Raw genomic sequence first — 25,686 nt, 5'->3', positions numbered from 1 at the left:
CTCGAGCCGCCCAGCCTTACTTCTGCACCTCCGCCGGTCACGAGAGGCATCGGTCCCGTGTGCCGGCAGCCTGAGCAGCCACCAATTCCGGGAATCAGGAGTTCCGGGAGGCTCGAGTCCCGGGAGGCGCGCCCTCCCGAATCCCCGCACCGCGACGAGGCGAAGCCGAGAACGCGTGCCAGCGTTGTCGGCGAGCCGGACGCAGGACGCTCCTAGGAACGCAACCGTCTCTGCAAGCCGACTGCGACCGAGCCGCACAGGGGGCGGCTCGGAACGAGCGCCGCGCGCGTGCCGAGCGTTGTCGGCGAGCCGTCCGCAGGACGCTCTTAAGAACGCAACCACTTCGAGAAGCCGACCGCGCCACGCCGCACAAGGGGCGGCGTGGACGACATCGCGCCCCGCGACGCGCTACTGCGCGACGCGAAGCGCGATGTCGCGACGGTACTGCCCGCCGTCGAGGTGGATCAGGTCGAGGGCCTTATATGCGCGCTCCCGGGCCTCCGTGAAGTCGGCGCCCCGCGCAACCACGTTGAGCACGCGTCCGCCCGTGGCCACGAAGCGCCCGTCGACCAGCTGCGTTGCGGCGTGCGCGATGGTGACGCCGGGGACGGCCTCGGCCGCCTCCAGCCCGCTGATGCCGCGGCCGGTGACGGCGTTCTCGGGGTAGCCCTCGCTGGCGAGCACGACGGTCACGGCGACCTCGTCGGTGAAGGCGGGCCAGGGCACGGAGGCGAGCGAGCCCGTCGACGCGGCGAGGAGCAGCGCCGAGAGCGGCGAGGCGAGGCGGGGCAGCACGACCTGTGTCTCGGGGTCGCCGAAGCGAGCGTTGAACTCGATCACGCGGATGCCGGCCTCGGTGACGATCAGGCCGCAGTAGAGGAGTCCGACGAAGGGGGTGCGCTCCCGCTCGAGCTGGCGGATCGTCGGAATGGCGACGGTGTCGATGACCTCGTCGACGAAGGCGCGCTCGCTCGCCCAGCGGTCGGCGAGCCAGGGGAGGGGGGAGTAGGCGCCCATGCCGCCCGTGTTCGGGCCCTCGTCGCCGTCGCCGAGGCGCTTGTAGTCCTGGGCGGGCGACAGCGGGACGACGTCGTGGCCGTCGGAGAGGAGGAAGAGCGAGACCTCCTGGCCGTCGAGGAACTCCTCGATGAGGACGTCGCCCGACTGCAGCCAGAACTCGGCGTGCGCGACGGCCGCGCTGCGCGACTCCGTCACGAGGACGCCCTTGCCGGCGGCGAGGCCGTCGGCCTTGACGACGTAGGGGGCGCCGAAGCCGTCGATGACGCGGGTCGCGTCGACCAGGGTCGAGACGCGGGTGGCGCGGCCGGTGGGGACGCGCGCCATGTCCATGACGCGCTTCGCGAAGGTCTTGGAGCCCTCGAGGGCGGCGGCGGCCTTGTCGGGACCGAAGGTGGGGATGCGGCGCTGGCGGAGGGCGTCGGCCACTCCGGCGACCAGCGGCGCCTCCGGGCCGATCACGACGAGCTCGATGCCCTGCTCGAGCGCGAAGTCGGTGACGAGGCGGGGGCTGTTGGTGTCGAAGTGGATGACCTCGACGTCGCGCGCGATGCCCGCGTTGCCGGGCGCGGCGATGATCTCGTGCTGCTCCTCCTCTGCGAGGAGAGCCGTGATGATGGCGTGCTCACGGGCACCCGAACCGAGGACGAGGATCTTCACCTGAACAGGATAGGCCCGGGCCGTCCCGGGCCGGTCGCACTCCGTCACGCCTGCTCGGCGCAGGGATCGCGCGTCCGCGGGATGCCGTTCCGGTACGCCTCCTGCGGCGTGTTCCGGGCTCGAGCGGCCTCTCGCGGAGCGGCGTTCCCGGCCGCTGGGCACGGCAGGATGGACGCATGGCCAAGGGGAAGATCGACGAGGCGTCCGGTCAGGGCGCGGTGCGCGCGGCGCTCGCCGGAGCGACGGACCGCACCACCACCGCGACCGCCGTGCGGTTCCTCCTGCAGATCATCGAGACGCGGGTGCCGGGCCGCAGCGTCGAGGTGCGCGTTCCTCCGTTCGGCGCCGCGCAGTGCGTCGAGGGCCCCGGGCACACCCGCGGGACCCCGCCCAACGTCATCGAGATGGACGCGGCGACCTGGCTGCGCCTCGCGACCGGCGACCTGCCGTGGGCGGAGGGCCTCGCGAGCGGTCGGATCCACGCGTCCGGGGTGCGAGCGGATCTCACGCCGTTCCTCCCCCTCCTCCGCGTCGGCTGACCGCGCCGGCCGCCTCGCTCCGCGTCGGCTGGGAGAACCCCGGCAGTCGTCGGATTAACTTCTCGTAAACGACGCCCGCGACCGGCGGGCAGGCGTTTGACCTGCGGCCCACCCTCGGCTTGGCTGGGAAAGTTCCCCTCATGCGGCCGGAGACTCCTCCGAATCGCCGCTCGACGCTTGGAGATCTCGACCAGATGCGAAGCACTACCCCCGGCCGTCGACGCGGCCTCATCAGAACACTCTCGGTGACGGCAGTCGGTGCCGTCGCCGGCGCCGCGATGCTCGGAGCCGCTCCCGCGATGGCCGCCGAGGGCGACATCGCGATCGACGTCCTGTCGATCAACGACTTCCACGGCCGGATCGAGGCCAACGGCACGGTCGCCGGCGCGGCGGTCCTCGCCGGCGCGGTCGACTCCTACCGGGCCGCCAACCCCAACACCCTCTTCGTCTCGGCCGGCGACAACATCGGCGCCTCGACCTTCACCTCCAAGGTGCAGGACGACCAGCCGACGCTCGACGTCCTGAACGAGATGGGCCTGGACGTCAGCACGCTGGGCAACCACGAGTTCGACAAGGGCCGCTCGGACGTCGACGGCCGCGTGAGCGACGAGTCCGACTTCCCGTACGTCAACGCGAACCTCTTCGACACCGCGACGGGCGAGCGCGCGTACGACCCCTACTTCCTCGCCGAGCAGGAGGGCGTCTCGGTCGCCTTCATCGGAGCGATGACCGAGGACCTCGGCACGCTCGTCAGCCCCGGCGGCATCTCGACCCTCTCGATCGAGCCGATCGTCGAGAACGTCAACGAGGTCGCTACTGCGCTCCAGGACGGCGACGACGCCAACGGCGAGGCCGACGTGATCGTCCTGCTGCTCCACGAGGGCGCCGACGCCGGTGCGGCCGACGCGGGCACCCCCGCCGCCGACCCCAAGTTCGGCGCCATCGTCAACGGAGTCGCCGCGAACGTCGACGCGATCGTCTCGGGTCACAGCCACCAGGAGTACAACGCGACCGTCGACGGCGGACGTGCGTTCCCGACGATCGTGTCGCAGACCGGCAGCTACGCCGAGAACATCGGCCACATGGCGCTGACCGTGGACCCGACGACCAAGGAGCTCACCTCGCTCACCAGCGAGGTCGTGCCGCTGACCGTCGAGGTCGACGACCCCGAGTCCGAGGACGCCGCTGACACGATCTCCGTCGGAGCCTTCGACGCCGATCCCGCCGTCACCTCGATCGTCGAGGCCGCTCAGGCCGTCGCCGTCGAAGAGGGCAGCGTGAAGGTCGGCACCATCACCGACGACATCTCCCGCGCCTACCGCGAGGACGGCCAGAGCAACCGCGGCTCCGAGTCGACGCTGGGCAACCTCGTCGCCGACGCGCAGCTCTGGGCCACCAGTGAGCTGGGCACCGAGATCGCCTTCACCAACGCCGGCGGACTCCGCGATGACCTGCTCTTCGCGGGCGACTCCACCGTGCCCGGTGACGCCGACGGCGTCGTGACCTACGCCGAGGCGTCGAACGCCCAGCCGTTCGCCAACACGCTCGTCACGCTGCAGCTGACCGGCGCGCAGATCAAGGCTCTGCTCGAGGAGCAGTGGGTCGGGAGCGCCGCGCACCCGCAGCTCAAGCTCGCCACCTCGGCCGCGCTGACCTACGTCTTCGACCCGGCCGCCCCGCAGGGCGAGCACATCTCGGAGGTCTTCTTCGAGAACGTGCCCGTCGACCCGGCGCAGACCTTCACGGTCGTGACGAACAACTTCCTCTCGACCGGTGGCGACGGATTCAGCACCTTCACCGAGGGCACCGGCACCGCCGACTCCGGCCGCATCGACCTCGACGCGTTCGTCGCCTACATCCAGGACCTCGGCACCGTGAGCCCGGACCCCGTCCAGCGCTCGATCGGCCTCACCGAGAACATCCCGGACTCGGGTGAGTACGCCGTCGGAGACACGATGACGGTCGACCTCTCCTCGCTCCTGTTCAGCACGGGTGCGCCGACCGACACCACGGTCACCGCGAGCGTCGACGGCACCGAGGTCGGCACCGCGCCGATCGACCCGACCCGGGCCGTCACCGACGACTCGACCGGCCGCGCGTCGTTCAGCGTCCCGATCGCCGAGAGCCTGGCGGGCGGCACGCACACCGCGTCCTTCGCCCTCGAGGAGACCGGCGTCACCGTGAGCGTCGACTTCGCGGTCGCCGACGCGGCCGTCGCGCCGACTCCCGTCCCGGAGCCGACCGAGACCACGGTCCCGACGACTCCCGCCGCCCCGACGAAGCCCGTCGCCGGCGGCCCGACCGGCGGTGGCGCGCACCAGCTCGCCGCGACCGGATTCGACACGACCCCGGCCCTGCTGGCCGGTGCCGTCGCCCTCCTGCTCGGAGCGGCGATGAGCGTGGCGCACCTGCGCCGCCGCACCGTCTCGAAGTAGCACCGCACTGCACGACGAAGGGCCCTCGACTCCGGTCGGGGGCCCTTCGTCGTCCCGGGAACGCGGAAACGCCGCCTCCCCGAGGGGAAAGCGGCGTTCGGACGCGAGTGCTGTCGCGGAGCGCGGGGCTCAGTGCTGGGTCGGGACCTGACGGTAGCCGTCGCGGCGGGTGACGAGCACGGTCGCGACGGCGCCCCAGGCGGAGACTCCGGCGAGGAGGGCGACGATTGCGATGCTCATGACTGTTCTGCCTTTCGTTGTGGCGGAACGGGATTCATCCGCCGGGATGCTGTGTACAACGTCCACTCTGGCCACTCCTGTTCCTTAGGACAATCGACGTGTTCTTGCCCTGACGTGTAGCGTTGCTTCATGGACGTGCGGCGACTGGAACTGCTCAGGGAGCTCTCGATGCGGCGCTCGATCACCGCGGTCGCGGAGGCGACGCACCGCACCCCCTCCGCCGTCTCGCAGCAGCTCAAGGTGCTCGAGCGCGAGGCGGGCGTGCCCCTGATCGAGCGGTCGGGCCGCGGAGTGGTCCTCACGGGAGCCGGCCGCGAGCTCGCCCGGAGCGCCACCGAGATCGCCATCGCGCTCGAGCGCGCGGACGCCGTCTGGCAGACCTTCAAGAACAACCCGATCGGCGAGGTGACGATCGCCACCTTCCCGACCGCGGGGCAGATGCTCCTGCCCGACGCGCTCGTGGCGCTGCGGAGCGTGGAGGGACTCGTCGTGCAGTGCGAGGACGTGGATCCGGGCACCGACGAGTTCGCCGACCTCACCGCCGACTTCGACATCGTGCTCGGCCACTCGCCGACCGGCCGCAGCGCCTGGGCGGGCCGGGGTCTCGCGATGGCGGAGCTGATGGTCGAGCCGCTGGACATCGCTCTTCCGATCGGCCACCGGCTCGCGGAGCGGGCCACGGTGACGGCCGCGGACCTGGTCGGCGAGACCTGGATCGGCGTGCCGGACGGCTTCCCGTTCGAGAGCGTCATGCAGGAGATCGAGACGGCGTCGGGCGAGGCCGTGCGCGTCGAGCAGCGCTTCGCGTCGACCCGCGTGACGGAGGCGTTCGTCGCGGCAGGACTCGGCATCGCGGTGCTGCCGCGCTACACCGCGGGTGCTCCCGGCATCGTCGTGAAGCCGCTCCGCGGGGTCAGCTCGGTGCGGCACATCGTGGCGCTCATGCGGCCCGATCGCGCCGAGCGGTTGTCGGTCCGGACGGTCGTGCGCGAGCTGCGCGCGCAGGCGGGGCGCCTGGTCCACGCGATGTGAGCCGCTCCTCCGCTGGTCGGCCGTTGTGGAGCGACCGGCGGACGCGCTGGCGGGGTGGGCGACCGAGTGGTTGCGGAACGGGGTCTGCACCTGCGATGGACCCCGCCCTGTGCCGACTCGCTGAGCCGGGCGGTTCTGAGTGGTCTCGAAACGGGGCCTGCGTCGGCGACGGACCCCATTCGGCGCCCAGTCGCAGAGTCGGGCGGTGCCGAGACGTCGCGGAACGGGTCCTGCACCGTCGACGGAGCCCGTCGGGCGTCCACTCGCGGAGCCGGGCGGTGGCCGAGGGCACCCGGGTGCGGCCGCGGCACACCGCGCTGTTCGCCCGCACCGGACACGGTCCGCTCCGAGGCCGGCACAGGGGAGAATGGAGGCATGACCGATCCGCTCGACACTCCGCAGCACTCCGACGACGTCGAGGTGACCCGCGAAGAGGTCGAGGTGCGCCGGAGCCCGCGCATCTGGCGCATCCTGGCGCTCGGCGCCGGACTCGGCGCGATCACCGCGTTCGTGCTCACCTTCGCCCTGCCCGAGACGCAGGGCTTCTCGCAGGGCCAGGTCTTCGGCTTCAGCCTGCTGCTGTTCGTGACGCTCTTCGGCGCCCTCGCGGGGCTGATCGTCGTGATCCTCGACCGCGTCGTCGGACGCAAGGTGGTCCGCCGGACCGCCGAGCGCACGGTCGCCCGCGAGGGCGTCTCCGACGACCCGGAGGCGGACGGCGGCTCCGCGCAGGAGCCGGGCACCGCCGTCCGCTGACGGATCGGCTCAGCGGCCCTTGCGCGCGGTCCTGCGCGCGGCGTTCTGCATCGTGCGCTTCGCCTTCTGCGACTTCGTCAGCTTGCGTGCGATGAACATCAGCACGTAGGGGATCAGGCGGTAGATCACGGGAGGCTCCTCGTCTGCGCGCCCGGGTGGCGCACGCAGACGAGTCTGGACGCCGCGGCGGCGCCCGGGCACCCGGTTGCGGAGGCTCGGAGCGTGTGCTGGTGGCGAGCGCGCTCGGCGGCCTCGACGCGCGGGATCAGCTGAGCTGCGTGCGCTCGACCCAGTCCAGGTACTCCGGAGTCACGGTGCCGGTGATGTACTCGCCCGTGAAGCAGCTGGTCTCGAGATCGGTGACGTCGGACCCCTCGAGGATCGCCGCCTTCATGTCGGCGACCTCCTGGTAGATCAGGTAGTCGGCGCCGATCGCCTCCGAGATCTCGGGGATCCGGCGGTTGTGGGCGACGAGCTCCTGCCGCGAGGGCATGTTGATGCCGTACACGTGCGGGTAGCGCACGGGCGGGGCGGCGGAGGCGAACGTGACCGTGTTCGCTCCGGCGGTGCGCGCCATGTCGACGATCTCCTTCGAGGTCGTGCCCCGGACGATCGAGTCGTCCACGATCAGCACGTTCTTGCCCTTGAACTCGCTCGACATCGCGTTGAGCTTCTGGCGCACCGACTTCTTGCGCACCGCCTGCCCGGGCATGATGAACGTCCGGCCGACGTAGCGGTTCTTGTAGAAGCCCTCGCGGTACTCGATGCCGAGCTTCTGCGCGACCTGCATCGCGGCGGGGCGGGACGAGTCCGGGATGGGCATGACGACGTCGATCGCTCCGCCCGGCGTGTAGGCGGCGATCGTGTCGGCGAGGCGGTCGCCCAGGCGCAGGCGCGCCTCGTAGACGGAGATGCCCGACATCACGGAGTCGGGGCGCGCGAGGTAGACGTACTCGAACGAGCACGGGATGAGGCGGGGGTCCTTCGCGCACTGGCGGCTCGCCATGCGGCCGTCCGGAGTGATGAAGATCGCCTCGCCGGGAGCGACGTCGCGCACGATCTCGAAGCCCTGCGCCTCGAGCACGAGCGATTCGGAGGCGACGACCCAGTCGTCGGTCGCCCCGACGTTCGAGCGGCGGCCGACGATGAGCGGGCGGATGCCGAACGGGTCGCGGAACGCGAGCAGCCCCTTGCCGGCGATCAGCGCGATCGTGGCGTACGAGCCCTCGACGCGCTCGTGCACGCGGGCGACCGCGTCGAACACCTCGTCGGCGTCGAGGTCGCGGCCCGAGATCGACGCCTGCAGCTCGTTGGCGAGGACGTTGACCAGCAGCTCCGTGTCGGAGGTGGTGTTGAGGTGGCGGCGGTCGACGGTGAAGAGCTCGTCGGTGAGCTCGCGCGTGTTCGTCAGGTTGCCGTTGTGGACGAGGATGATGCCGTACGGCGCGTTCACGTAGAACGGCTGCGCCTCCTCCTCGCGCTCCGCGTTGCCCTTCGTGGCGTAGCGAACGTGTCCGAGGCCCATGGTTCCGAGCAGCGACCGCATGTCGCGCGTGCGGAACGCCTCACGGACCTGCCCCGCCGCCTTCTTGATGTGGAGGGTGCTGCCGTCGGCCGTCGCGATGCCGGTCGAATCCTGACCGCGGTGCTGCAGGAGCGACAGGCTGTCGTAGATGGACTGGTTGACGGGTCCCGAGGAGACGATTCCTACGATTCCGCACATGCCGGATGGGCTCCCAATCGGGTAGCAGGGGGGATGACGGTCCATCCTGACACGTGGCGGACGCATCCCCTAATGGTTCGCCCTGGGCGGATCGGCCGGTGCGGGGCGGTGCGGTGGCACCCTGTCGGGCGGATCCGCCGACCCTCCGGCGGTGCGGAGAAGGCCTCTCGCGGACTCTCGGCGGGGCGGGCCAGTCGGTAGGGTCGTCGCGTGAGTGATGAGACGAGCAGCTACGCCCGCGCCGGAGTCGACACCGCGGCGGGTGATCTCGCGGTCGAGCTGATGAAGTCGGCCGTGTCGGCGACGCACGACCGCCACGTGCTCGGCGGAGTCGGCGGGTTCGCCGGCCTCTACGACGTGTCGTTCCTCAAGGACTTCCGAGCGCCGCTGCTCGCGACCTCGACCGACGGCGTCGGCACCAAGGTCGCGCTCGCGCAGGCGATCGACAAGCACGACACGATCGGCCAGGACCTCGTGGGCATGGTCGTCGACGACATCGTCGTGGTCGGCGCCCGCCCCCTCTTCATGACCGACTACATCGCCTGCGGCAAGGTCGTCCCGGCGCGCATCGCCGACATCGTGGCCGGCATCGCGCTGGCCTGCTCGGCCACCGGCACGGCGCTCGTCGGCGGCGAGACGGCCGAGCACCCGGGGCTCCTCGGACCCGACGACTACGACGTGGCCGGAGCGGCGACCGGAGTGGTCGAGGCGGACGCGGTGCGCGGCGCCGACCGCGTGCAGGACGGCGACGTCGTCATCGCGATGGCCTCCTCCGGACTGCACTCGAACGGGTACTCGCTCGTGCGCCACATCCTCGCCGAGCGCGGCATCGGCTTCACCGACCGCTCGGCCGAGCTCGGCGGAGTCGTGGGCGAGGTGCTGCTCGAGCCCACCCGCCTCTACACGCGGCCGTTGCTCGACGTCCTCGAGCACGAGACGCTCGGGTCGGCCGTGCACTCGATCAGCCACGTGACCGGAGGCGGCATCGCCGCGAACCTCGCTCGCGTGCTCCCGCGGGGCTCGTGGGTCGAGGTCGAGCGGTCGACCTGGAGCCCGTCGGACGTGTTCCGTGCGCTCGCCGGGATGTCGGGCGCGACGCTCGAGAGCACCGAGGGCACCTGGAACCTCGGGATCGGGATGTTCGCGATGGTCGACGCGGAAGCGGCTCCGGCGGTCATCGCCTCGCTCGAGGCGTCGGGAGTGCCGTCGTGGATCGCGGGGCGCGTGTCGATGAGCGCCCGCTCGTTCGAGGGCTTCGAGCAGGGCGCCAAGGGCGTCGACGGCGGCGCGGTGCGCCTGGTCGGGGCGTACGCGGGCTGACGCCGGGGCAGTTCTTGCTGGTCGAGTAGCCGCCGCAGGCGGCGTATCGAGACCGGCGTCTCCGGGAGGGTGGATCTCGATACGCCCGCTAGGCGGGCTACTCGATCAGCAAGGACGGGCGGGCGTCAGGCCGGGCGGTGGTGCTGCGAGCGGGCGTGCGCGCGCTCCCAGGCGTGCTCGTGGCGGGTCAGCAGCCAGGAGCCCCAGGCGCAGAGGGCGAAGGCGGCGGCCGTCGCCAGCAGCACCGTGATCCAGGTCGGAGCGTCCCGGCTGACCAGGAGATTCGCCGCCGCGATGAGGACGCCCAGGGCCGAGCCCGAGCTCGTGCCGAGCACGAACGCGGAGTCGCTGCGGTTCACGGCGCGGACGGACACCATGCCCGCCACGGCGCCGACGCCGCCGCAGAGGCCGATGCCCGCTCCCGAGAGGACGCCCATCAGCATCCCGAAGCTCACGAGCGCCGACGGGTCGAGCGGACCGGACGCGAGCGCGGCCGGCAGGTAGAGCACCAGGGCGACGGCGGCGCCGACAGCGCCTCCGACGAGGACCGCACCCACCAGGAGGGCGGCGGTGACGTAGCTGAGCCGCGCGACAGGGTGCACGGATCCTTCGGGTTCGAACATCGCGGCTCCATCGACGCGAGCGCGCGGACCGTTCCGCGCGCCGTCCTCGGACACTACGCCGGGCGGAGTCGGCGCGGAACGGGCTTGCGGCGGCGCGCGACCTCTAGCCGCAGGTGGTGAGCGAACGCACGGTGTAGTTCCGGGACGTGGATGTGAACGCTCCGCCCTCGATACAGCCGCTGCCGGAGGCGTAGTCGAGGACCGGAGACGGGCCGCGGGGTGCGGTGATCCCGATCGAGCGGTCGAGCATCGAGGTGAACGTGATCGGCTGCGACACCGTGCCCACTGCTGCGATCTGACCGCGGAACCCGACGCTCTGGCCGATCCTGACCACCACTCCCGGCTGCACGACCAGCGTGCCGTCGACGTGCCAGTACTCGGGCCAATCGGTGACCAGGTCGTAGACCCATCCCGCACCGAGGGTCAGGGAGTCGGTCGCGAGCGTGCCGTCGAGAAGCATGTGGGGATTGGTGATGCCGGGAGCGGTGTTGCCCGCGACCGCTGTGGTCGTCTCGAGAAGTGCCTCATGGATCTCGATCGGCGTGGTCGTGAGACCCGGGAGCCCGGTGAAGACGTTGTTGCGGACGATGACGGGGTGCTCCGGCGGCAACCAGTCGTCCATCCGGGGCGTTCGGGTCGGGACGGACACGTGCACCCGCCCCCGGACGAACTCGTTGTCCTGCAGATCGACCGATGTGCCCCACACCCGTACGCCGCCCCAGATCTGCGAGTGCGAGATCCGGATGAGGCTCTCGTCCTCAGAGCAGAAGACTCCCGTCTCGGCGTACTTCACGACGAGGTACTGCGCATCCATGCGGCATCTCCTCGATTCGTACGGGTATTCGTCGTAGATGTAGTGCTGCTCGAAGACGTCGATCCCCTTCCACGGAGTCGCGGTGGCGGGCAGGGCCGCCGAAGGACCGTCCGTGTCGCCGCCGACGGTGTCGTCGTGGATCGATGTGACGACGACGGGCGAGGTGGAGGTGCCGGACGCCTTGAGCGGAAGATTCGCGGCGATGCCGTCGTGGACCTTGACGATCGTGCCCGCGTCGGCGGTCCACCTCACCGGCTCCTCCCCCTCTCTGGTGTCCTGGAGATCGAGAGTGCGGGAGATCGTGTAGACCCGCGCCCCTCGCGGCGAAAGGGCGTGCGCGGCGCGGTAGTCGATGGTCGAGAGATCGAAGACGTCACGCGGTCGGATCGCCGTCGTCGCCGCGCTCTCCCTCACCACGGGGGCGTAGCCCGCCAGTGTCCCCGTCACCCGGACCGTGACCCGCGCGCCGGACTGCGCGACATCGGCCATGAGCGTCGGCCCCTCCGCCCACCAGCCGCCGCTGTCCTTGATCGGGATCCCGTTCGCGTACCACTGGTAGTCCAAGCGCGTGCCGGGGGTCCACTCGCCGGCGTCCGCCGTGAGGGTCGAGTACACGGTGGGCGTGCCCGAGACGGTGGGCGTCGGAGCCACGAGGACCTTCGGCGCCAGGGTGACGGAGCGCGCGGTGGTCGGCCCGCTCCCGACCGCGTTCACCGGAGTGACCGTGAGGCTGTAGGTACCGCCGGGAACCAGGCTGATGTGCGTCACCGACCGCTTCTCCGGACCGTAGAGGTGCGACCACGCGCCCTGACCGGTCGAGTCGACGCCGTCCCGGGTGAGCCGGTAGCCGGTGATCGCCGAGCCGCCGGTCGTGGCCGGCGGCTGCCAGGAGATCGTCGCGGTCGCCGCCGCATCGTCGACCACGGCGACGGCACTCGTCGCCGCGCCAGGAGGACCGGGCTTGATCGTGGCGGTCGGAGCGGAGGTCTTCGGGGTGGTCGTGTAGCCGGTCCTGCTGCCCGTGACGGTGACGGTGAGCGTCCGTCCGGAGTCGGCGGTGACGGCCTTGTAGGTGGCGGCGGTGGCGCCGGTGATCGCTGTTCCCGAGCGCTTCCACTGGTAGGCGTACGAGGTGGGCACGGGGCTCCAGGTGCCGGTCTTCGCGGTCAGCACGGAGCCGACTCTCGTGGTGCCCGTCACCGTCGGGGCCGGCGCCGTGGTGAAGGCGCGCGGGGTGGTGATCGTGGCGGTCGGAGCGGAGGTGCGGGGAGTGGTCGTGTAGCCGGTCCTGCTGCCGGTGACCGTGACGGTGAGCGTTCGTCCGGAGTCGGCGGTGACGGCCTTGTAGGTGGAGGCCGTCGCGCCGGTGATCGCTGTTCCGGAGCGCTTCCACTGGTAGGCGTACGAGGTGGGCACGGGGTTCCAGGTGCCGGTCTTCGCGGTCAGCACGGAGCCGACGGCTGCGGTTCCCGAGATCGTGGGCGTCGGCGCGGTCGTGAACGCTGTCGCGGCCGATGCCGGAGCTGCGGGGAGTATCGCCAGGAGCAGCGCGGCGACGACGATCACGGCGAGGCGCGCGAGGCGCGGAGTTCTGGGGGGCACGAGGAACCGATCGGTCGGGTGGCGGGTGTCGGTACGTCGCTGAGGAGTTCCGGAGACGAGGGACTGGAGCTCGAGGGACGAAGTCGCTCATTATCAGCACGGCATCGGAAGACGCACTATCCCCGGGGCGGGGACACAGGATCGGCGTCCTCCGCAGGGGTGATCGGTGGTCCGCCGAATCGGTGCGATAGGTATTTCTCCGTCCTGCACGAGTCGTTCGTGACGACCGGTCCGCAGCGGCGCTCGGAGCGGTTCCGGCGCCCCTCATCGCCGGCGCGGCCTGGAGAGACGTGCCGTCCTGACAGCGCGACGCCGGCCGCACGAGCGGTCGGCCTTCTCTGACCGACGTCGATCGGCCTCCGGTGTCACGGCGGGAACGACAACCCAGAGAGCGCTCACAGGAACGGCCGAAAGGGGGGTCAATCGTCCTCGCTTCCCGCCGATAAGTTGTGCCTCGCGCGATCGGAACGCTCGCCTCTCTCCTCGAGGTCCGTACTCCGATATCCGCGTCCCCACCCTCTCGCCTCCCGCTGATCACCCGATCGCAGCGGACGGCGCTCACCCGATGACTCGACGGCGCGCAGAGATGCGCCGCTCGTCGCGCACGCCGATTTGGAGACGAACCCATGGAGCGGAAGCCCCTCATCCCGCGATGGCTCACCGCCGTCGCCGCCGCCGCCGCGCTCGCGCTGGCGGCGCCCTCCGCGGCGGTCGCCGCCGAGGTGGAGCCGACCACGCTCAGCACCGCCGCCGTCACGGCTCCGACCGAGGCGGCCACGTCGGCGGCCCGTGCCGGAACGCCGTGGGAGCCGCTGAACGTCTACGCCACGGCCGACGGCTCAGCGCGCTCTGCGACGCTGTACTGGGATGAGCCGGAGTACGACGGCGGTTCCGCCATCACGGGTTACCGAGTGTCGCGCAACGGGACGGATGCCTCCGGCGCCGGACCGTGGTCGACCATCGTTCCGGCATCCGCCCGATCGCAGAAGTTCACCAACCTCCAGTCTGGTTGGGAGTACTCGTTCACGGTCGCAGCGATCAATGCCTACGGCACCGGTTACTCATCGTGGACCGGCACCTTCGTTCCGAACGTGACCGCGCCCGATACTCCTGCGAACGTCACCGCGATCAAGAACGACGCCGAGCGCACCGCCATGCTGACGTGGAACGCCCCCGAGTACGACGGCGGCGGAGCCATCACCGGCTACGAGGTGTCCCGCAACGGCGTCGACGCGTCGGGCAACGGACCGTGGTCGATCATCGTCTCGGCGTCCACCCGCTCGCGCACGTTCTCGAACCTCGCGCTCGGCTCCACCTACACGCTCTCGGTCCGCGCCATCAACTCGGCCGGCTCCAGCATCGCCTCCTCCAGCTCGGTCCGGATGGGGAGCGCCGCTCTCACGGCCGCCACCCCGACCATCACCGGCACCGCGAAGGTCGGATCGACCCTCACCGCGAACCCGGGCGCCTGGGGTCCGGCTCCCGTCACCTACGCGTACCAGTGGAAGGCCGACGGCACGGCGCTGAGCGGCGCCACCGCCTCCACCTACAAGCCGACCAGCGCGACGCTCGGGAAGCGGATCACCGTCACCGTCACCGGCAGCAAGACCGGCTACACCGCCTCGACCCGCACGTCCGCCGCGACCGCCGCGGTCGCCTCCGGCACCCTCACCGCCGTGAAGCCGACGATCACCGGCACCGCGAAGGTCGGCTCGACCCTCACCGCGAACCCCGGCGCCTGGGGCCCCGCTCCGGTCTCGCTCGTCTACCAGTGGATGTCGAACGGCACGGCGATCAGCGGCGCGACCGCATCGACGTACAAGCCCACGAGCGCCGTGCTCGGCAAGACGATCACCGTCACGGTCACCGGCAGCAAGCCCGGGTACACCCGGGTGACCCGCACGTCCGATGCGTCGGCCGCGGTCGTCGCCGGCACGCTCGTCGCCCCGACGCCCACCGTCTCCGGCACCGCCAAAGTCGGGTTCACCCTCACGGCGAACCCCGGAGCATGGGGTCCCGCTCCCGTCACCCTGACGTACCAGTGGAAGGCGAACGGCGTCGCGATCAGCGGAGCGACCTCGTCGACCTTCAAGCCGACCAGCAGCACCGTCGGCAAGAAGGTCACCGTCACCGTGACGGGCAAGAAGACCGCCTACACGACGGTCTCGCGCACCTCCGCGGCGACCGCCACCGTCGTCAGGTAGCCGTTCCGGGCCCGCGGTCCTCCTCCCGTCCCCGCGGAGGAGGACCGCGGGCCCGCGTGCGCCGCACGACCCCGCTCCGTTCCACTCCGATCTCGATGCGCCGGCCCGTGCGGCCGACGTGGAGGCACCCGTGCGCTCGCTCCCCTTCCTCCGCCGCGGACTCGCCGCGCTCGCCGCGGTCGTCCTCGTCGCGACTCTCGCTCCGGCCGCGCCGGGAGCCGTTCCCGCGAGCGCAGCCGTCTCCGCGAGCACCTCTGCCCCCACGGCCGCCTCCGAGAGCAGCGCCGTCGCCGCGGACGTCTCCGCGAGCGCCGTGATCCCGGCGAAGTTCACCGACACCCTGGTCGCCGACGTCCCGTCTCCGACGGCGCTCGCCTTCGCCCTCGACGGGCGGGCGCTCGTCGCCTCCCGCGGCGGTCCCATCCGCATCGTCGAGAACGGGGTGCTGCTCCCCACTCCGGCGATCGACCTGCGCGCCAAGATCTGCGCCAACGGCGAGCGCGGCGTGCTCGGGCTCGCGGTCGACCCCGACCCCACGACCCGCGCAGTCTTCGTCTTCTACACGGCACGCGGATCCGATGCGGCATGCCCCACGAACGCGAACGGCACGAAGATGCCGACCGGAGCCCCGCGCAACCGCGTCTCGCGGTTCGTCCTCGGCGACGACGACCGGATCGACCCCGCCTCCGAGACGATCCTCCTCGACGGCATCTACTCCCCGGCCGGGTACCACAACGCCGGCGACCTCGCCGTCGGCAAGGACGGCCTGCTCTACGTCAGCATCGGCGACGGCGGCTGCGACTACCGCGGCGGCGTCGGCTCGACCGGCGGCAGCGGCTGCGGCGGCAAGAACGACGCGGCGCGCGACCGCAACATCCTGAACGGCAAGATCGCGCGGATCACCACGTCCGGCGGCGTTCCCGCGAGCAACCCGTTCCTCGGAACCGGGACCGCGTCGTGCCGCCTCGCCCCGGCCGCGAGCGGCACGGTCTGCCGCGAGATCTTCGCGCAGGGCCTGCGCAACCCGTTCCGCATGGCGTTCGATCCCAACGCGACCGGCACCGTGTTCCGCATCAACGACGTCGGCCAGGACGCGTGGGAGGAGATCGACGCCGGCATCAAGGGCGCCGACTACGGCTGGAACACCCGCGAGGGGCACTGCGCGCAGACCGGCTCGCCGACCAACTGCGGAGCGGCGAAGCCCGCCGCGTACACCGATCCCGTCTTCGACTACTCCCACGCCGACGGCTGCGCCTCGATCACCGGAGGCGCGTTCGTGCCGAACGGCGTCTGGCCCGCCGCGTACACGGGCGCGTACCTCTTCGGCGACTACGTCTGCGGCAAGATCCGGACGCTCAGCCCGGGCGGCACCGCGACCGACCTGGTCAGCGGTCTCGGCACCAGCAGCGCGGTCGCCCTGGCGTTCGGACCCTCGCGGGGCACGCAGGACCTCTTCTACACGACCTACGCGAACGGCGGCCAGCTGCGCCGGCTCGCCTACACCGGCACCGCGAACCGCGCACCGACCGCCGTCCTGACCGCCTCGCCGGCGTCCGGATCCGCGCCGCTCGCGGTGACGTTGAAGGGCGCGGGGAGCAGCGACCCGGACGGTGGCGCGCTCGCCTACCTCTGGTCGTTCGGCGACGGAACCGCCTCGAAGACCACGACGGCGTCCAGCTCCACCCACACCTATGCCCGGGGCGACTGGACGGCGACGCTGAGGGTCCGCGACTCCGCGGGCGCCCTGTCCGCTCCGGTGACGCAGCGGATCTCCTCCGGGAACCGCGCCCCGACCGTCTCGATCACGTCGCCGGCCGCCGGAGCGACCTTCACCTCGGGCACCACCTACCGGCTGCGGGCCACCGCGACGGACCCGGAGGACGGCACGCTGCCCGCGTCGTCGCTGTCGTGGACCGTGCAGCGCCGGCACGCCGAGCACACGCATCCGTTCTTCGGGCCCGTGACCGGGAACGACGTCCCGTTCACCGCGCCGGGCCCCGAGGATCTGGCGGCGGCCGGGAACAGCGATCTGCTCGTCACCGTGACGGCGACGGACTCGAAGGGCCTCGTGCAGACGTCGACCCGAGTGTTCGCGCCGAAGAAGGTGTCGGTCACGATCGCGACGAGCCCCGCCGGTCGCACCGTGCTCGTGAACGGCACGCCGTTCACCGGGCCCGCCACCGTCGTCTCGTGGGCGGGGTCGCCGCTCCAGCTCGAGGTGCCGGCCCAGTCGACCGCGTCGGGCACGCCCTACGTCTTCTCCCGCTGGTCGGACGGCGGCGCCGCGGCGCACAGCATCACGACACCGGGCGCGGCCGTCACGTACACGGCGACGCTGCGGCCGGCCGTGCTCGCGGGCCCGCCGACCGCGGTGACCGCGACGGCCTCGGCATCGGGGACGGCCGTGCTGTCGTGGGCGCCGCCCTCGGGCGGGCCGACCGTGACGGGGTACCGGGTGTCGCGCGACGGGGTCGACGGGAGCGGCGCGGGACCGTGGGCGGCGGTGGTCGCCTCGACCAAGCGCTCGCAGACCTTCACGAACCTCGTCCCCGGGCGGACCTACCGGCTGTCGGTGCAGGCGGTCACGGCCGACGGCGCTGGGGCAGTGGCCGGCGCGACGGTGCTCGCGAAGTAGCGGGCGTCAGCGGCGCAGCGTCTGCCGGGGCAGCTCGCCGAAGCGCTGCGCGTAGTGCTGGGCGAAGCGGCCGGCGCCGACGAACCCCCAGCGGGCGGCCACGTCTCCGACGACGAGCTCTCCGGGGGAGGCGGCGCCCAGCTCGTCACGGGCGCGGTCGAGGCGCACTCCGCGCAGGTAGTGGCGCGGAGTGGTGCCGAAGGAGCGCTGGAAGGCGAGCTGCAGTCCGCGGATCGTGAGGCCGGCGGCCTCGGCGATGTCGGCCACTCCGAGGGGCAGATCGGCGTTCGCGTGCACGAACTCGACCGCGCGGCGCAGGCGCCGGGCGCTCACCGACGGCGGGGTGAGGGGCATCGGCACGATGCGGTGGGCGAAGGTGCGCAGAGCGGCCTCGGCCGCGAACCTCGACGCGGAGTCGCGCTGCAGCTCGGAGGGGGCGGCTGAGACGGCGAGGGTGTCGCGGAGTCCGCGCACCGCGGCCCACCAGGGAGCCGGATCGTCCGCCACGGGAGAGAAGCGGATCGGGCCGGGCTCGCAGCCGTGGAGCTCGGCCGCGGCGCGCTCGAGGTAGGCGGCGTCGAAGTGCACGAGCGCATCGCGGTACTCGAGCGCCTCGAAGCCGAAGGGCCGCCCGGTCGGGAACATCGCGGGCCGCCCGACGACCAGTCGGTTCTCGTCGCGCCCGAGGTCGACAGACGCGCGGCCGGCGGTCAGCCACAGGACGACGTAGACGCCGGCCGGATCGACCGAGCCGCGCACGTGCCCGAGGAACGACGCGGAGTGGAGGCTGACCGGTCCGCCGCCCGTCGAGGCGTAGCGGTACTCGAACGGGGTCGTCGTGCGCTCGGCGCGGAAGCCCGAGCCGTTGTACCCGCGCTGGTAGAAGTCGCGGGCCTCGTCGAGATCGGCGCCGCGCCGCTCGCTGCGCCAGACCGGGAGGCGCGCCCCGCGAGAGCCGCCGGAGGGGGCGCTCGGAACGGCGACGGGACTCATCGATCCAGCGTGGCAGAGACCACCGACATCGACCGTCCGGAGCGAGTGACGGCTCCGGAATCGGGGCGGATGTGCAGCTCGGGAGCCGATCCCGGCGCCGATCCGCTCACGGGACCAGGCCGCGGTCCATCCAGAAGAGCCCGAGTGCCGCGACCGCGGCCGTCTCGATCATCGCGCCGCCGCGGATCAACTCGGCGACCTCGTGGTCCGCGAACCACCGCTGCACCATGTCGGACTCGGTGGCCTCACGGGCGTGCTCGCCGTGCTCGAGCTCCTCGGCGAGGAAGACGTCGACGGACTGGGCGACGAAGCCGTACGCCTCGCTCAACCGGCCGAGGTGCCGGAGCCGTCCCGCCCGCAGACCCGTCTCCTCGCGGAGCTCGGCGCGTGCCAGCGCGAGGGCGTCGCCGCCTGCGGAGCCGTGCGGCCAGCCGCCCGCCGGGAACTCCCAGGCGCGACGACCGATCGGGTAGCGGAACTGCTCGACCAGCCAGAATCCGTCACCCTCGCGGGGGAGGACCAGGGCGTAGTCGTCGCGCTCGACGACCGAGTAGACGCCCGTGCTCCCGCCGGGCCAGAGCACCTCGTCCTCGCGGACGCGGATCCACGGCGTCTCGTAGGCGACGCGTGTGGACAGCTGCTCGACCACTCCGGAAACGACGTCGGGGCCGCCCGAACCGGACGACCCCGACGACGACGATGCGTCACGCACGCTTCTGGTGCTGCTCCTCGACGAAGTCGGTGTCGTCGCCGTCGTCCTCGGCGTCGATCCACTTCGAGTAGTCCGGCTCGTCCGGGTGGCTGAGCTCTCGCTCCAGCGCGCTGTAATCGACCGCCGGGCTGAACGACTTCAGCTCACGGGCGATCTTGGTGTTCTTCGCCTTCTGACGGCCGCGCCCCATGGGTGACCCCCTCACGATGACAGGCCAGACGGGCGATGAAGCCGGCTGGGGAAGTGGTTATCAACGACGTGGTTACGAACGATGAACTGAGAACAGTGAAATCTACCCGGTAGTTTAGCAGACGGGGCACACGCCACTCCGGGCCCTGGGCATCCGGATCGAGGCGGCCCCTCGACGACGGGGGGAGCAGCGTGGACCGTGCCTCCGCGCAGCGCTCCGTCGTGGTGATCGGCGCCGGTCAGGCCGGTCTCGCCGTGGCCTACTACCTGCGGCGCCTGGGGCTCGAATCCGGCCGTGACCTGGTGGTCCTCGACCGCGGGCCCGAGCCCGGAGGTGCGTGGCAGTTCCGCTGGGAGGCGCTGCGGCTGGGGTCGGCGCACCGCGTGCACGATCTGCCCGGCATGGACCGGATGGGCCTCTCGTTCTCGACCGCCGATCGGCGCCGTCCGGCGCGCGACGTGGTCACGGAGTACTACGGCGCCTACGAGCGGGCCTACGAGCTGCCCGTCCGGCGTCCCGAGGCGGTGCGGAGCGTCACGAGTGCGATACCGGGCGACCGTTCCTCCGCTCTGGTGATCGAGACGGACCGCGCCGTCGAGCACGCCCGCCTCGTCGTGAACGCGACCGGGACCTGGGGCTCGCCGTTCGTGCCCTACTACCCGGGCCGCGACCGCTTCAGGGGCGTGCAGATCGACACCACGGAGTACGTGCGGGCCGAGGACTTCGCGGGCAAGCAGGTCGTCGTCGTGGGCGGCGGCACCTCGGCGATCGGCTTCCTGCTCGAACTCGAGCGGGTCGCGCGCTCGGTCACCTGGGCGACGCGGCGCCCGGTCGAGTTCCGCGACGGCGAGCAGCTCGCCTTCGAGTCGGCGGTGGAGGCGGTGGCCGAGCAGGACCGCGCGGCGCGGGCCGGCCGTGCCCTGCCGAGCATCGTCGGCGGCACCGGTGTGCAGCGCACCCGGAGGGTCGTGGCCGGGATCGAGCGCGGGGTGCTCCGCGAGCGGGGCGTGTTCCGCTCGATCGAGGAGGACGGCGTGCGCTGGCCCGACGGGAGCTTCACGCGCGCCGACGCGATCATCTGGGCGACGGGATTCCGACCGGAGCTGCGCCACCTGGCGCCGCTCGGACTGCGCGAGCGCGAGGGCGGAGTCGCCGTCGCGAACGGCGCGTCCCTCACCGACCCGCGGGTGTTCTTCGCGGGCTACGGACCGACGGCCTCGACCATCGGAGCGAACCGTTCGGGGCGCACCATCGCGCGCGCGGTGGTGGCGCGGCTGCCCTGACGACGGCTGCCCTGACGGCCGAGGCTCAGACGCGCCCGTCCCAGTCCACCGCCACGACGGACCCGCGGTGGCGGATCCCGTCGACCCGGATCGGCCCGGCGAGGGCGGGCGAGATCGGAGCGACGACGAGCGTCTCCCCGCCCGGCGCGAGCCCCAGCGCCGCCGACAGCACTCCCACGGCCGCGGCCGCCGACCAGGCCTGCGGACGGCAGGCGGCGGGGTAGGGCACCGGCGCGGGCGCCTCGGCGGCGGAATCGCCCGAGTGCAGCTCGGGCATCCGGTAGTCGAAGCCCTCGGCGGCGGCGAGCAGGCCCCGCGCGAGCGTCGTCGCCTCGGCCCCGAAGCCGTCGCGAGCCAGCCCCGTGACGGCGATGGCGGTGTCGTGGGCCCAGACCGTTCCTCCGTGGTACGAGAGCGGCCAGTAGCCGTCGGAGTCGGTCGACATGGTGCGCAGGCCGTAGCCGGAGGAGAGCTCGGGCGAGACCAGCAGCTCGGCCACGCGCGCGGCGCGGTCGGGCGGCAGGATCCCGGTGCCCAGAAGGTGACCGATGTTGCTCGTGACCGTGTCGACGGGGCGCTTCCGCGCATCGAGGGCGATCGCCGGGTAGCCGCCGTCGGCCGTGTCGATCCAGAACGACCGGGCGAACCGCTCCTTCAGGTCCGCCGCCCACTCGCGCCACGCGGCTCCGTCGCGGCCGAACCGCTCGAGCAGCGCCGCGCCTCCGATCGCCGCCTCGTAGGCGTAGGCCTGCACCTCGCAGAGCGCGATGGGGCCCTCGGCCAGGGTGCCGTCGCGCCACTGGATCGAGTCGCCCGAGTCCTTCCAGCCCTGGTTGGCGAGGCCGTGCCCGGTTGTGTCGACGTACTCGAGCAGGCCGTCGCCGTCGGAGTCGCCGTCGTCGCGGAGCCAGCGCAGCGCCGCCTCGAGCGCGGGCAGCAGGGCCTCGACCTCGGAGTCGGGGAGCCCCCAGCGCCAGGCGTCGTGCAGCAGGCAGACCCAGAGCGCCGTGGCGTCGACGGTGCCGAAGTAGAGAGGGGGGAGCGAGACGCCCTCGCCCGGGATCTCGAGCGTCGTCGAGCGCAGCTCGTGCATGATCTTGCCGGGCTGCTCGGCGGTGCCGGCCACGTGCTCGGTGCCCTGGAGCCCCGCGAGCACGCGCAGGGTCGAGCCGGCGATCCCGGTGCCCAGCGGGAGGAGCATCCGCGCCGCCCAGATCGAGTCGCGGCCGAAGAGGGTGAAGAACCAGGGCGCGCCGGCGGCCAGGAACGGCTCGTCCGGACGGTCGACGGTGACCATCCGCAGGGCGTCGAGGTCGTCGAGGGCGACGCGGCACCAGGACGCGAGGCGGGAGTCGCCCGCGTCGACCGTCGTACCGCTCCACTCCGCGGGGCCGGGGGCTCCGGCGACGACCGCGGCGGAGTCCTCCATCGCGATGCTCCACTCGACCTCGACGGTGCCGCGGGCCGGGACCACGACGTCCCAGGAGAGCGTGGTGCTCGCTCCTGTCGCGATCGCGGCGCCCGGGGCGCGCACCTCGGCGCGGGCGCTGCCCGAGGTCCACACGACGGATCCGTCGCCCGCCTCGGTGCGGACGTCGACGTCGTCGCGCAGGCCGGCCTTCACGACGTGCACGAGGGAGAAGTCGGGCTCGAGCGCGAGGTCGAGTCGCGTGGCGACCTCCTCGGCCAGGGCCGACTCGAGGCGGATGCTCTCGCGGAGCGATCCCGCCGAGACGGCGCGCGTGCGGACGACGCGGAACCGGGGATCCGCCGACGCGTCGTCGAGGCGGCGGGCCAGGCCGGTGAAGCGGGCGGAGGAGGCCCCGTCGCGTCCGGCCGCGATCGGCTCGAGGGGGAGCCCGCCGACGAGAAGGGACGCTGCGGCGAGCACGCGGACGTCGCCGTGGTAGAGCCCGTGGATCGGCTGCGCGCCGAGCTCGCCCGTCTCGTCGCACCACAGCTGCGAGGGGGCGCGGAGGAGGACGACGGCCTCGTGGAGGAGGGGCTGGAGGGGCGTGCTGCTGCGGTCGTCGCGCTCGGTCGTCACGGTCGACTCCTCACTGAATCGTCGGTGCGGGCCGCGTCGTGCAGCGCCTACGGGATCGGGCCGTCGGTGGCTGCCGGTTGACAGCACCGCGGTCGGAGGTAATGTAGCACTCGCATTTGATCGATCAAATCGGCGCTCGCCGCCGTGTTGGAACGATCGAACCGCACCCGGACCCGTCGAGGAGGACGCATGGCACTGCCGACCGTCGAAGACGTGGCCCGCGCCGCCGGAGTCTCGCGCCAGACCGTCTCGAACGTGCTCAACAGCCCGTCGATCGTGCGTCCCGGCACCCGCGAGCGCGTCGAGAAGGCCATCGCCGACCTCAAGTACCGGCCGCACGCCTCCGCCCGCCGCCTGCGCACCCGCAAGTCGGGCACCATCGGCGTGCGGATGGACCGCGTGCTCGACGGTATCTCCGGCAGCCTGCTCGACCGGTTCCTCCACGCCGTGACCGAGCAGGCGGATGCCCGCGGCATGCGGATCCTGCTCTACACGGCGAGCACCCCCGAGGACGAGATCGCGCAGATCGGACGGCTCCGCGACGGGGCCGACGTGGACGCCTTCGTCCTCACCTCGACCTTCTACGGCGACCCGCGCACCGCGTGGCTCCGCGAGCAGGGCGTGCCCTTCGTGACGTTCGGCCGCCCCTGGGGGCTGGACGACCAGGGCGATCCGCAGCACCTCTGGGTCGACGTCGACGGCGCCTCCGGAGTCGCGCAGGCCAGCCGGCACCTCGCCGACGAGGGGTGCGCGACCGTCGCGTTCTTCGGCTGGCCGAGCGGATCCGCGACCGGCGACGACCGCCGCAACGGCTGGGAGCGGGTCATGGGGGAGCGGTTCCCCGGAGTCGCACTGCTGCGGGCCGAGGCGGAGGACGACGTGCAGCAGGCCCGGTCCGCCGCGATCGCGTTCCTCGAGGCGAACCCCGCGGTCGACGGTCTGGTCTGCGTCTCGGACTCCCTCGCGCTCGGCGCCTCGATGGCCGCCGTCGCCGTCGGCCGCCCCGACCTCTCGATCGTCGGCTTCGACAACACCCCGGTCGCCGCCGCCGTCGGCCTCTCGAGCGTCGAGCAGGACCTCGGCGCGGTCGCGGCCGGCGCCCTCGAGCTGCTCCTCGGCGAGCGCGGCGACGACATCGTGCACCGCGAGCTCGCCTCCGGAGAGGCCCACCGCCTCGTCGAGCCGCACCTCGTCGTGCGGACTCCCCTCCACCTCTGACTCCCACAGCCCCGAGCACCTCCCGGTGCACCTCCCGATCACGAAAGGTCAGGCCATGACATCCACCTCCACCGCGGCACGCTGGGGTGCCGCGATCCTCGCGAGCGGCCTCGCGGTCACTCTCGCCGCCTGCTCGAGCGGCGGCTCCTCCTCCGACTCGTCGTCCGACGCCGGACTCACGGTGATGATCGGCTCGTCCGGTGACGCCGAGACCACCGCGGTCACCGACGCCGTGAACGCCTGGGGCGAGGAGAACGGCACCACCGTCGAGGTCGTCGCCGCCAGCGACCTGACGCAGCAGCTCGGCCAGGGCTTCTCGGGAGGCAACCCGCCCGACCTCTTCTACATGAGCTGGGACCAGTTCCAGACCTACGCGAGCAACCGCTACCTCGAGCCCTACGCGCAGGACGCCGGGAACGCCGACGCGTTCTACCCGGCGCTGCGCGAGGCGTTCACCTACGACGACCAGTTCTACTGCGAGCCGAAGGACTTCTCGACGCTGGGTCTCGTCATCAACACCGACCTCTGGGCGGCCGCCGGTCTCACCGACGCCGACATCCCGACCGACTGGGCGGGCCTCGAGTCGGCTGCGGCGAAGCTCACCGCGAGCGGAGTGACCGGACTCTCCTTCGGCGCCGAGTACGCGCGCATCGGCACCTTCATGAACCAGGCCGGCGGCTCGCTGCTGTCCGAGGACGGCGAGACCGTCACCGCGGACACTCCCGAGAACGTGGCCGGGCTCACCGAGGTGAAGAAGCTGCTGACCGACGGGACGCTGAAGTTCCCGGCCGACCTCGACTCCGGCTGGTCCGGGGAGGCGTTCGGCAAGGGCGCCGCCGCGATGGTCATCGAGGGCCCGTGGATCAACGGCGCGCTCGAGGCCGACTACCCCGACGTGAATTACACCGTCGCCGAGCTCCCCGCGGGCCCCGGTGGCAAGTCGACCTTCACCTTCAGCAACTGCTGGGGCATCCCGGTCGGCAGCGAGACCGCGGAGCAGGCGCAGTCGCTCGTCGAGTCCCTCACCGCCGACGAGCAACAGCTCGCGTTCTCGGACGCGTTCGGAGTGATCCCCTCGACCGAGACGGGCGCCGCGGAGTACGCGACGAAGTACCCCGAGAACGCCGCCTTCGTGTCGGGCAACGACTACGCCGTCAGCCCGGTCGCCTTCGCGGGCGCCGCCACCGTGATCACCGACTTCAACTCCGCCCTTGAGGGCCTGGCGTCGGGCGACCCGGAGGCGATCCTCGCCGACCTGCAGACGAACCTGCAGGACGCGCTCGACACCGCGAACGCGAAGTAGCCGCGCGCCGGAGGCGGCGGGACCCGACCTGTCGCCTCCGGTCGCCTGCACGATCTGCAGGCCCCCGTCCGATTTGCAGGCATTCGCACCGTCTGCAGGCACCTGTCCGATCTGAAGGCATCTGCACGATCTGCAGGCGCTCGCACGATCTACAGGCATCTGCACGATCTGCAGGGGATCCGCGAGATTCCGACTCCTGCGAGCGGAGGAACGCGCTCTCCCGCGAGGATCCCCTGCAGATCGCACGTCGATCCCCTGCAGACGGCGCGAAGTCCTGCAGATCGGCACCCCTGCAGATCGAACCGTTACCTGCAGAGCGAACCCCGCGCCCCGCCCCAGC

18 protein-coding genes are annotated in these 25,686 nt (G+C 72.1%); 10 read left to right on the top strand and 8 right to left on the bottom strand.

The genetic code is table 11. From position 1 onward, the window contains the following. Nucleotides 1-408: 408 nt before the first annotated feature. Nucleotides 409-1,677 carry a phosphoribosylamine--glycine ligase gene (purD, locus tag C1I63_RS03320; protein WP_055789220.1) on the bottom strand — a complete coding sequence of 423 codons (1,269 nt, stop codon included), beginning with the start codon at nucleotides 1,675-1,677 and terminating at the stop codon, nucleotides 409-411. 176 nt (nucleotides 1,678-1,853) lie between these two features. Between purD and C1I63_RS03315 the strand changes: the two genes are divergently transcribed. The 4 genes from C1I63_RS03315 to C1I63_RS03300 all read left to right on the top strand — a co-directional run bounded on the left by C1I63_RS03315 (nucleotide 1,854) and on the right by C1I63_RS03300 (nucleotide 6,679). Continuing rightward, nucleotides 1,854-2,216, top strand: coding sequence for a sterol carrier family protein (locus C1I63_RS03315; protein WP_055789224.1), 363 nt, complete (start codon nucleotides 1,854-1,856; stop codon nucleotides 2,214-2,216). A gap of 245 nt (nucleotides 2,217-2,461) precedes the next feature. Next, nucleotides 2,462-4,651 (top strand): bifunctional metallophosphatase/5'-nucleotidase, encoded by a 2,190-nt coding sequence (locus C1I63_RS03310; RefSeq protein ID WP_244906968.1) that lies wholly within the window; start codon nucleotides 2,462-2,464, stop codon nucleotides 4,649-4,651. A 369-nt stretch (nucleotides 4,652-5,020) separates the two neighbouring features. After that, nucleotides 5,021-5,923, top strand: a complete 903-nt coding sequence (locus tag C1I63_RS03305) for a LysR family transcriptional regulator (protein ID WP_107573765.1) — start codon at nucleotides 5,021-5,023, stop codon at nucleotides 5,921-5,923. 375 nt (nucleotides 5,924-6,298) lie between these two features. Continuing rightward, nucleotides 6,299-6,679, top strand: coding sequence for a hypothetical protein (locus C1I63_RS03300; protein ID WP_107573764.1), 381 nt, complete (start codon nucleotides 6,299-6,301; stop codon nucleotides 6,677-6,679). Nucleotides 6,680-6,944: 265 nt separating this feature from the next. On the opposite strand, the gene purF is transcribed toward C1I63_RS03300, so the two are convergent. Then, complete coding sequence (gene purF, locus C1I63_RS03295) at nucleotides 6,945-8,402, bottom strand: amidophosphoribosyltransferase (RefSeq protein WP_055789236.1); 1,458 nt, start codon at nucleotides 8,400-8,402, stop codon at nucleotides 6,945-6,947. 210 nt (nucleotides 8,403-8,612) lie between these two features. On the opposite strand from purF, the gene purM reads away from it, so the two are divergent. Next, nucleotides 8,613-9,722, top strand: a complete 1,110-nt coding sequence (gene purM / locus C1I63_RS03290; RefSeq protein WP_107573763.1) for a phosphoribosylformylglycinamidine cyclo-ligase — start codon at nucleotides 8,613-8,615, stop codon at nucleotides 9,720-9,722. A 125-nt stretch (nucleotides 9,723-9,847) separates the two neighbouring features. Here purM and C1I63_RS03285 read toward each other — a convergent pair whose 3' ends face one another. Then, a complete protein-coding gene (locus C1I63_RS03285) occupies nucleotides 9,848-10,345 on the bottom strand; it encodes a hypothetical protein (RefSeq protein WP_055789243.1) in 498 nt (165 codons plus the stop codon). A 103-nt stretch (nucleotides 10,346-10,448) separates the two neighbouring features. Beyond that, complete coding sequence (locus C1I63_RS03280) at nucleotides 10,449-12,761, bottom strand: fibronectin type III domain-containing protein (RefSeq protein WP_107573762.1); 2,313 nt, start codon at nucleotides 12,759-12,761, stop codon at nucleotides 10,449-10,451. A 626-nt stretch (nucleotides 12,762-13,387) separates the two neighbouring features. On the opposite strand from C1I63_RS03280, the gene C1I63_RS03275 reads away from it, so the two are divergent. Continuing rightward, nucleotides 13,388-14,965 (top strand): fibronectin type III domain-containing protein, encoded by a 1,578-nt coding sequence (locus C1I63_RS03275; RefSeq protein ID WP_107573761.1) that lies wholly within the window; start codon nucleotides 13,388-13,390, stop codon nucleotides 14,963-14,965. A 130-nt stretch (nucleotides 14,966-15,095) separates the two neighbouring features. Then, nucleotides 15,096-17,600 carry a PQQ-dependent sugar dehydrogenase gene (locus C1I63_RS03270; RefSeq protein WP_107573760.1) on the top strand — a complete coding sequence of 835 codons (2,505 nt, stop codon included), beginning with the start codon at nucleotides 15,096-15,098 and terminating at the stop codon, nucleotides 17,598-17,600. Between the two features lie 6 nt (nucleotides 17,601-17,606). Here the strand turns inward: C1I63_RS03270 and C1I63_RS03265 are convergent, their stop codons facing one another. The 3 genes from C1I63_RS03265 to C1I63_RS03255 all read right to left on the bottom strand — a co-directional run bounded on the left by C1I63_RS03265 (nucleotide 17,607) and on the right by C1I63_RS03255 (nucleotide 19,495). Continuing rightward, nucleotides 17,607-18,593, bottom strand: a complete 987-nt coding sequence (locus tag C1I63_RS03265) for an AraC family transcriptional regulator (protein WP_107573759.1) — start codon at nucleotides 18,591-18,593, stop codon at nucleotides 17,607-17,609. A 106-nt stretch (nucleotides 18,594-18,699) separates the two neighbouring features. Then, the gene (locus C1I63_RS03260) at nucleotides 18,700-19,305 is read right to left on the bottom strand and encodes an NUDIX domain-containing protein (protein WP_200930994.1); all 606 of its coding nucleotides are present in this window, start codon (nucleotides 19,303-19,305) and stop codon (nucleotides 18,700-18,702) included. Beyond that, nucleotides 19,298-19,495 (bottom strand): DUF3073 domain-containing protein, encoded by a 198-nt coding sequence (locus C1I63_RS03255; RefSeq protein ID WP_055789263.1) that lies wholly within the window; start codon nucleotides 19,493-19,495, stop codon nucleotides 19,298-19,300. Before C1I63_RS03255 ends, C1I63_RS03260 begins: the two co-directional genes overlap by 8 nt. 191 nt (nucleotides 19,496-19,686) lie before the next feature. Here C1I63_RS03255 and C1I63_RS03250 point away from each other — a divergent pair, with 191 nt between their 5' ends. Next, the gene (locus C1I63_RS03250; protein ID WP_107573758.1) at nucleotides 19,687-20,778 is read left to right on the top strand and encodes an FAD-dependent oxidoreductase; all 1,092 of its coding nucleotides are present in this window, start codon (nucleotides 19,687-19,689) and stop codon (nucleotides 20,776-20,778) included. A gap of 25 nt (nucleotides 20,779-20,803) precedes the next feature. Here C1I63_RS03250 and C1I63_RS03245 read toward each other — a convergent pair whose 3' ends face one another. After that, the gene (locus C1I63_RS03245) at nucleotides 20,804-22,825 is read right to left on the bottom strand and encodes a glycogen debranching N-terminal domain-containing protein (RefSeq protein WP_170116303.1); all 2,022 of its coding nucleotides are present in this window, start codon (nucleotides 22,823-22,825) and stop codon (nucleotides 20,804-20,806) included. Between the two features lie 189 nt (nucleotides 22,826-23,014). Here C1I63_RS03245 and C1I63_RS03240 point away from each other — a divergent pair, with 189 nt between their 5' ends. Together C1I63_RS03240 and C1I63_RS03235 are read left to right on the top strand one after the other, a co-directional pair. Next, complete coding sequence (locus C1I63_RS03240) at nucleotides 23,015-24,043, top strand: LacI family DNA-binding transcriptional regulator (RefSeq protein ID WP_107573757.1); 1,029 nt, start codon at nucleotides 23,015-23,017, stop codon at nucleotides 24,041-24,043. Between the two features lie 55 nt (nucleotides 24,044-24,098). After that, nucleotides 24,099-25,346 (top strand): sugar ABC transporter substrate-binding protein, encoded by a 1,248-nt coding sequence (locus C1I63_RS03235; RefSeq protein WP_107573756.1) that lies wholly within the window; start codon nucleotides 24,099-24,101, stop codon nucleotides 25,344-25,346. The last annotated feature ends 340 nt before the right edge of the window (nucleotides 25,347-25,686 follow it).

The organism is Rathayibacter caricis DSM 15933 (assembly GCF_003044275.1).
GTDB classification, from domain to species: Bacteria; Actinomycetota; Actinomycetes; order Actinomycetales; family Microbacteriaceae; genus Rathayibacter; species Rathayibacter caricis.
Note: the sequence above shows the minus strand (reverse complement) of the source record. Positions and strands in the feature narration are given on the sequence as shown.

Excerpts from the sequence above, each read along its gene's own strand:
- C1I63_RS03275 (WP_107573761.1), top strand. The coding sequence starts at position 13,388 with ATGGAGCGGAAGCCCCTCATCCCGCGATGGCTCACCGCCGTCGCCGCC.
- C1I63_RS03315 (WP_055789224.1), top strand. The coding sequence starts at position 1,854 with ATGGCCAAGGGGAAGATCGACGAGGCGTCCGGTCAGGGCGCGGTGCGC.
- C1I63_RS03240 (WP_107573757.1), top strand. The coding sequence starts at position 23,015 with ATGGCACTGCCGACCGTCGAAGACGTGGCCCGCGCCGCCGGAGTCTCG.
- purF (WP_055789236.1), bottom strand. The coding sequence starts at position 8,402 with ATGTGCGGAATCGTAGGAATCGTCTCCTCGGGACCCGTCAACCAGTCC.
- C1I63_RS03265 (WP_107573759.1), bottom strand. The coding sequence starts at position 18,593 with ATGAGTCCCGTCGCCGTTCCGAGCGCCCCCTCCGGCGGCTCTCGCGGG.
- C1I63_RS03235 (WP_107573756.1), top strand. The coding sequence starts at position 24,099 with ATGACATCCACCTCCACCGCGGCACGCTGGGGTGCCGCGATCCTCGCG.
- C1I63_RS03300 (WP_107573764.1), top strand. The coding sequence starts at position 6,299 with ATGACCGATCCGCTCGACACTCCGCAGCACTCCGACGACGTCGAGGTG.
- C1I63_RS03285 (WP_055789243.1), bottom strand. The coding sequence starts at position 10,345 with ATGTTCGAACCCGAAGGATCCGTGCACCCTGTCGCGCGGCTCAGCTAC.
- C1I63_RS03305 (WP_107573765.1), top strand. The coding sequence starts at position 5,021 with ATGGACGTGCGGCGACTGGAACTGCTCAGGGAGCTCTCGATGCGGCGC.
- C1I63_RS03255 (WP_055789263.1), bottom strand. The coding sequence starts at position 19,495 with ATGGGGCGCGGCCGTCAGAAGGCGAAGAACACCAAGATCGCCCGTGAG.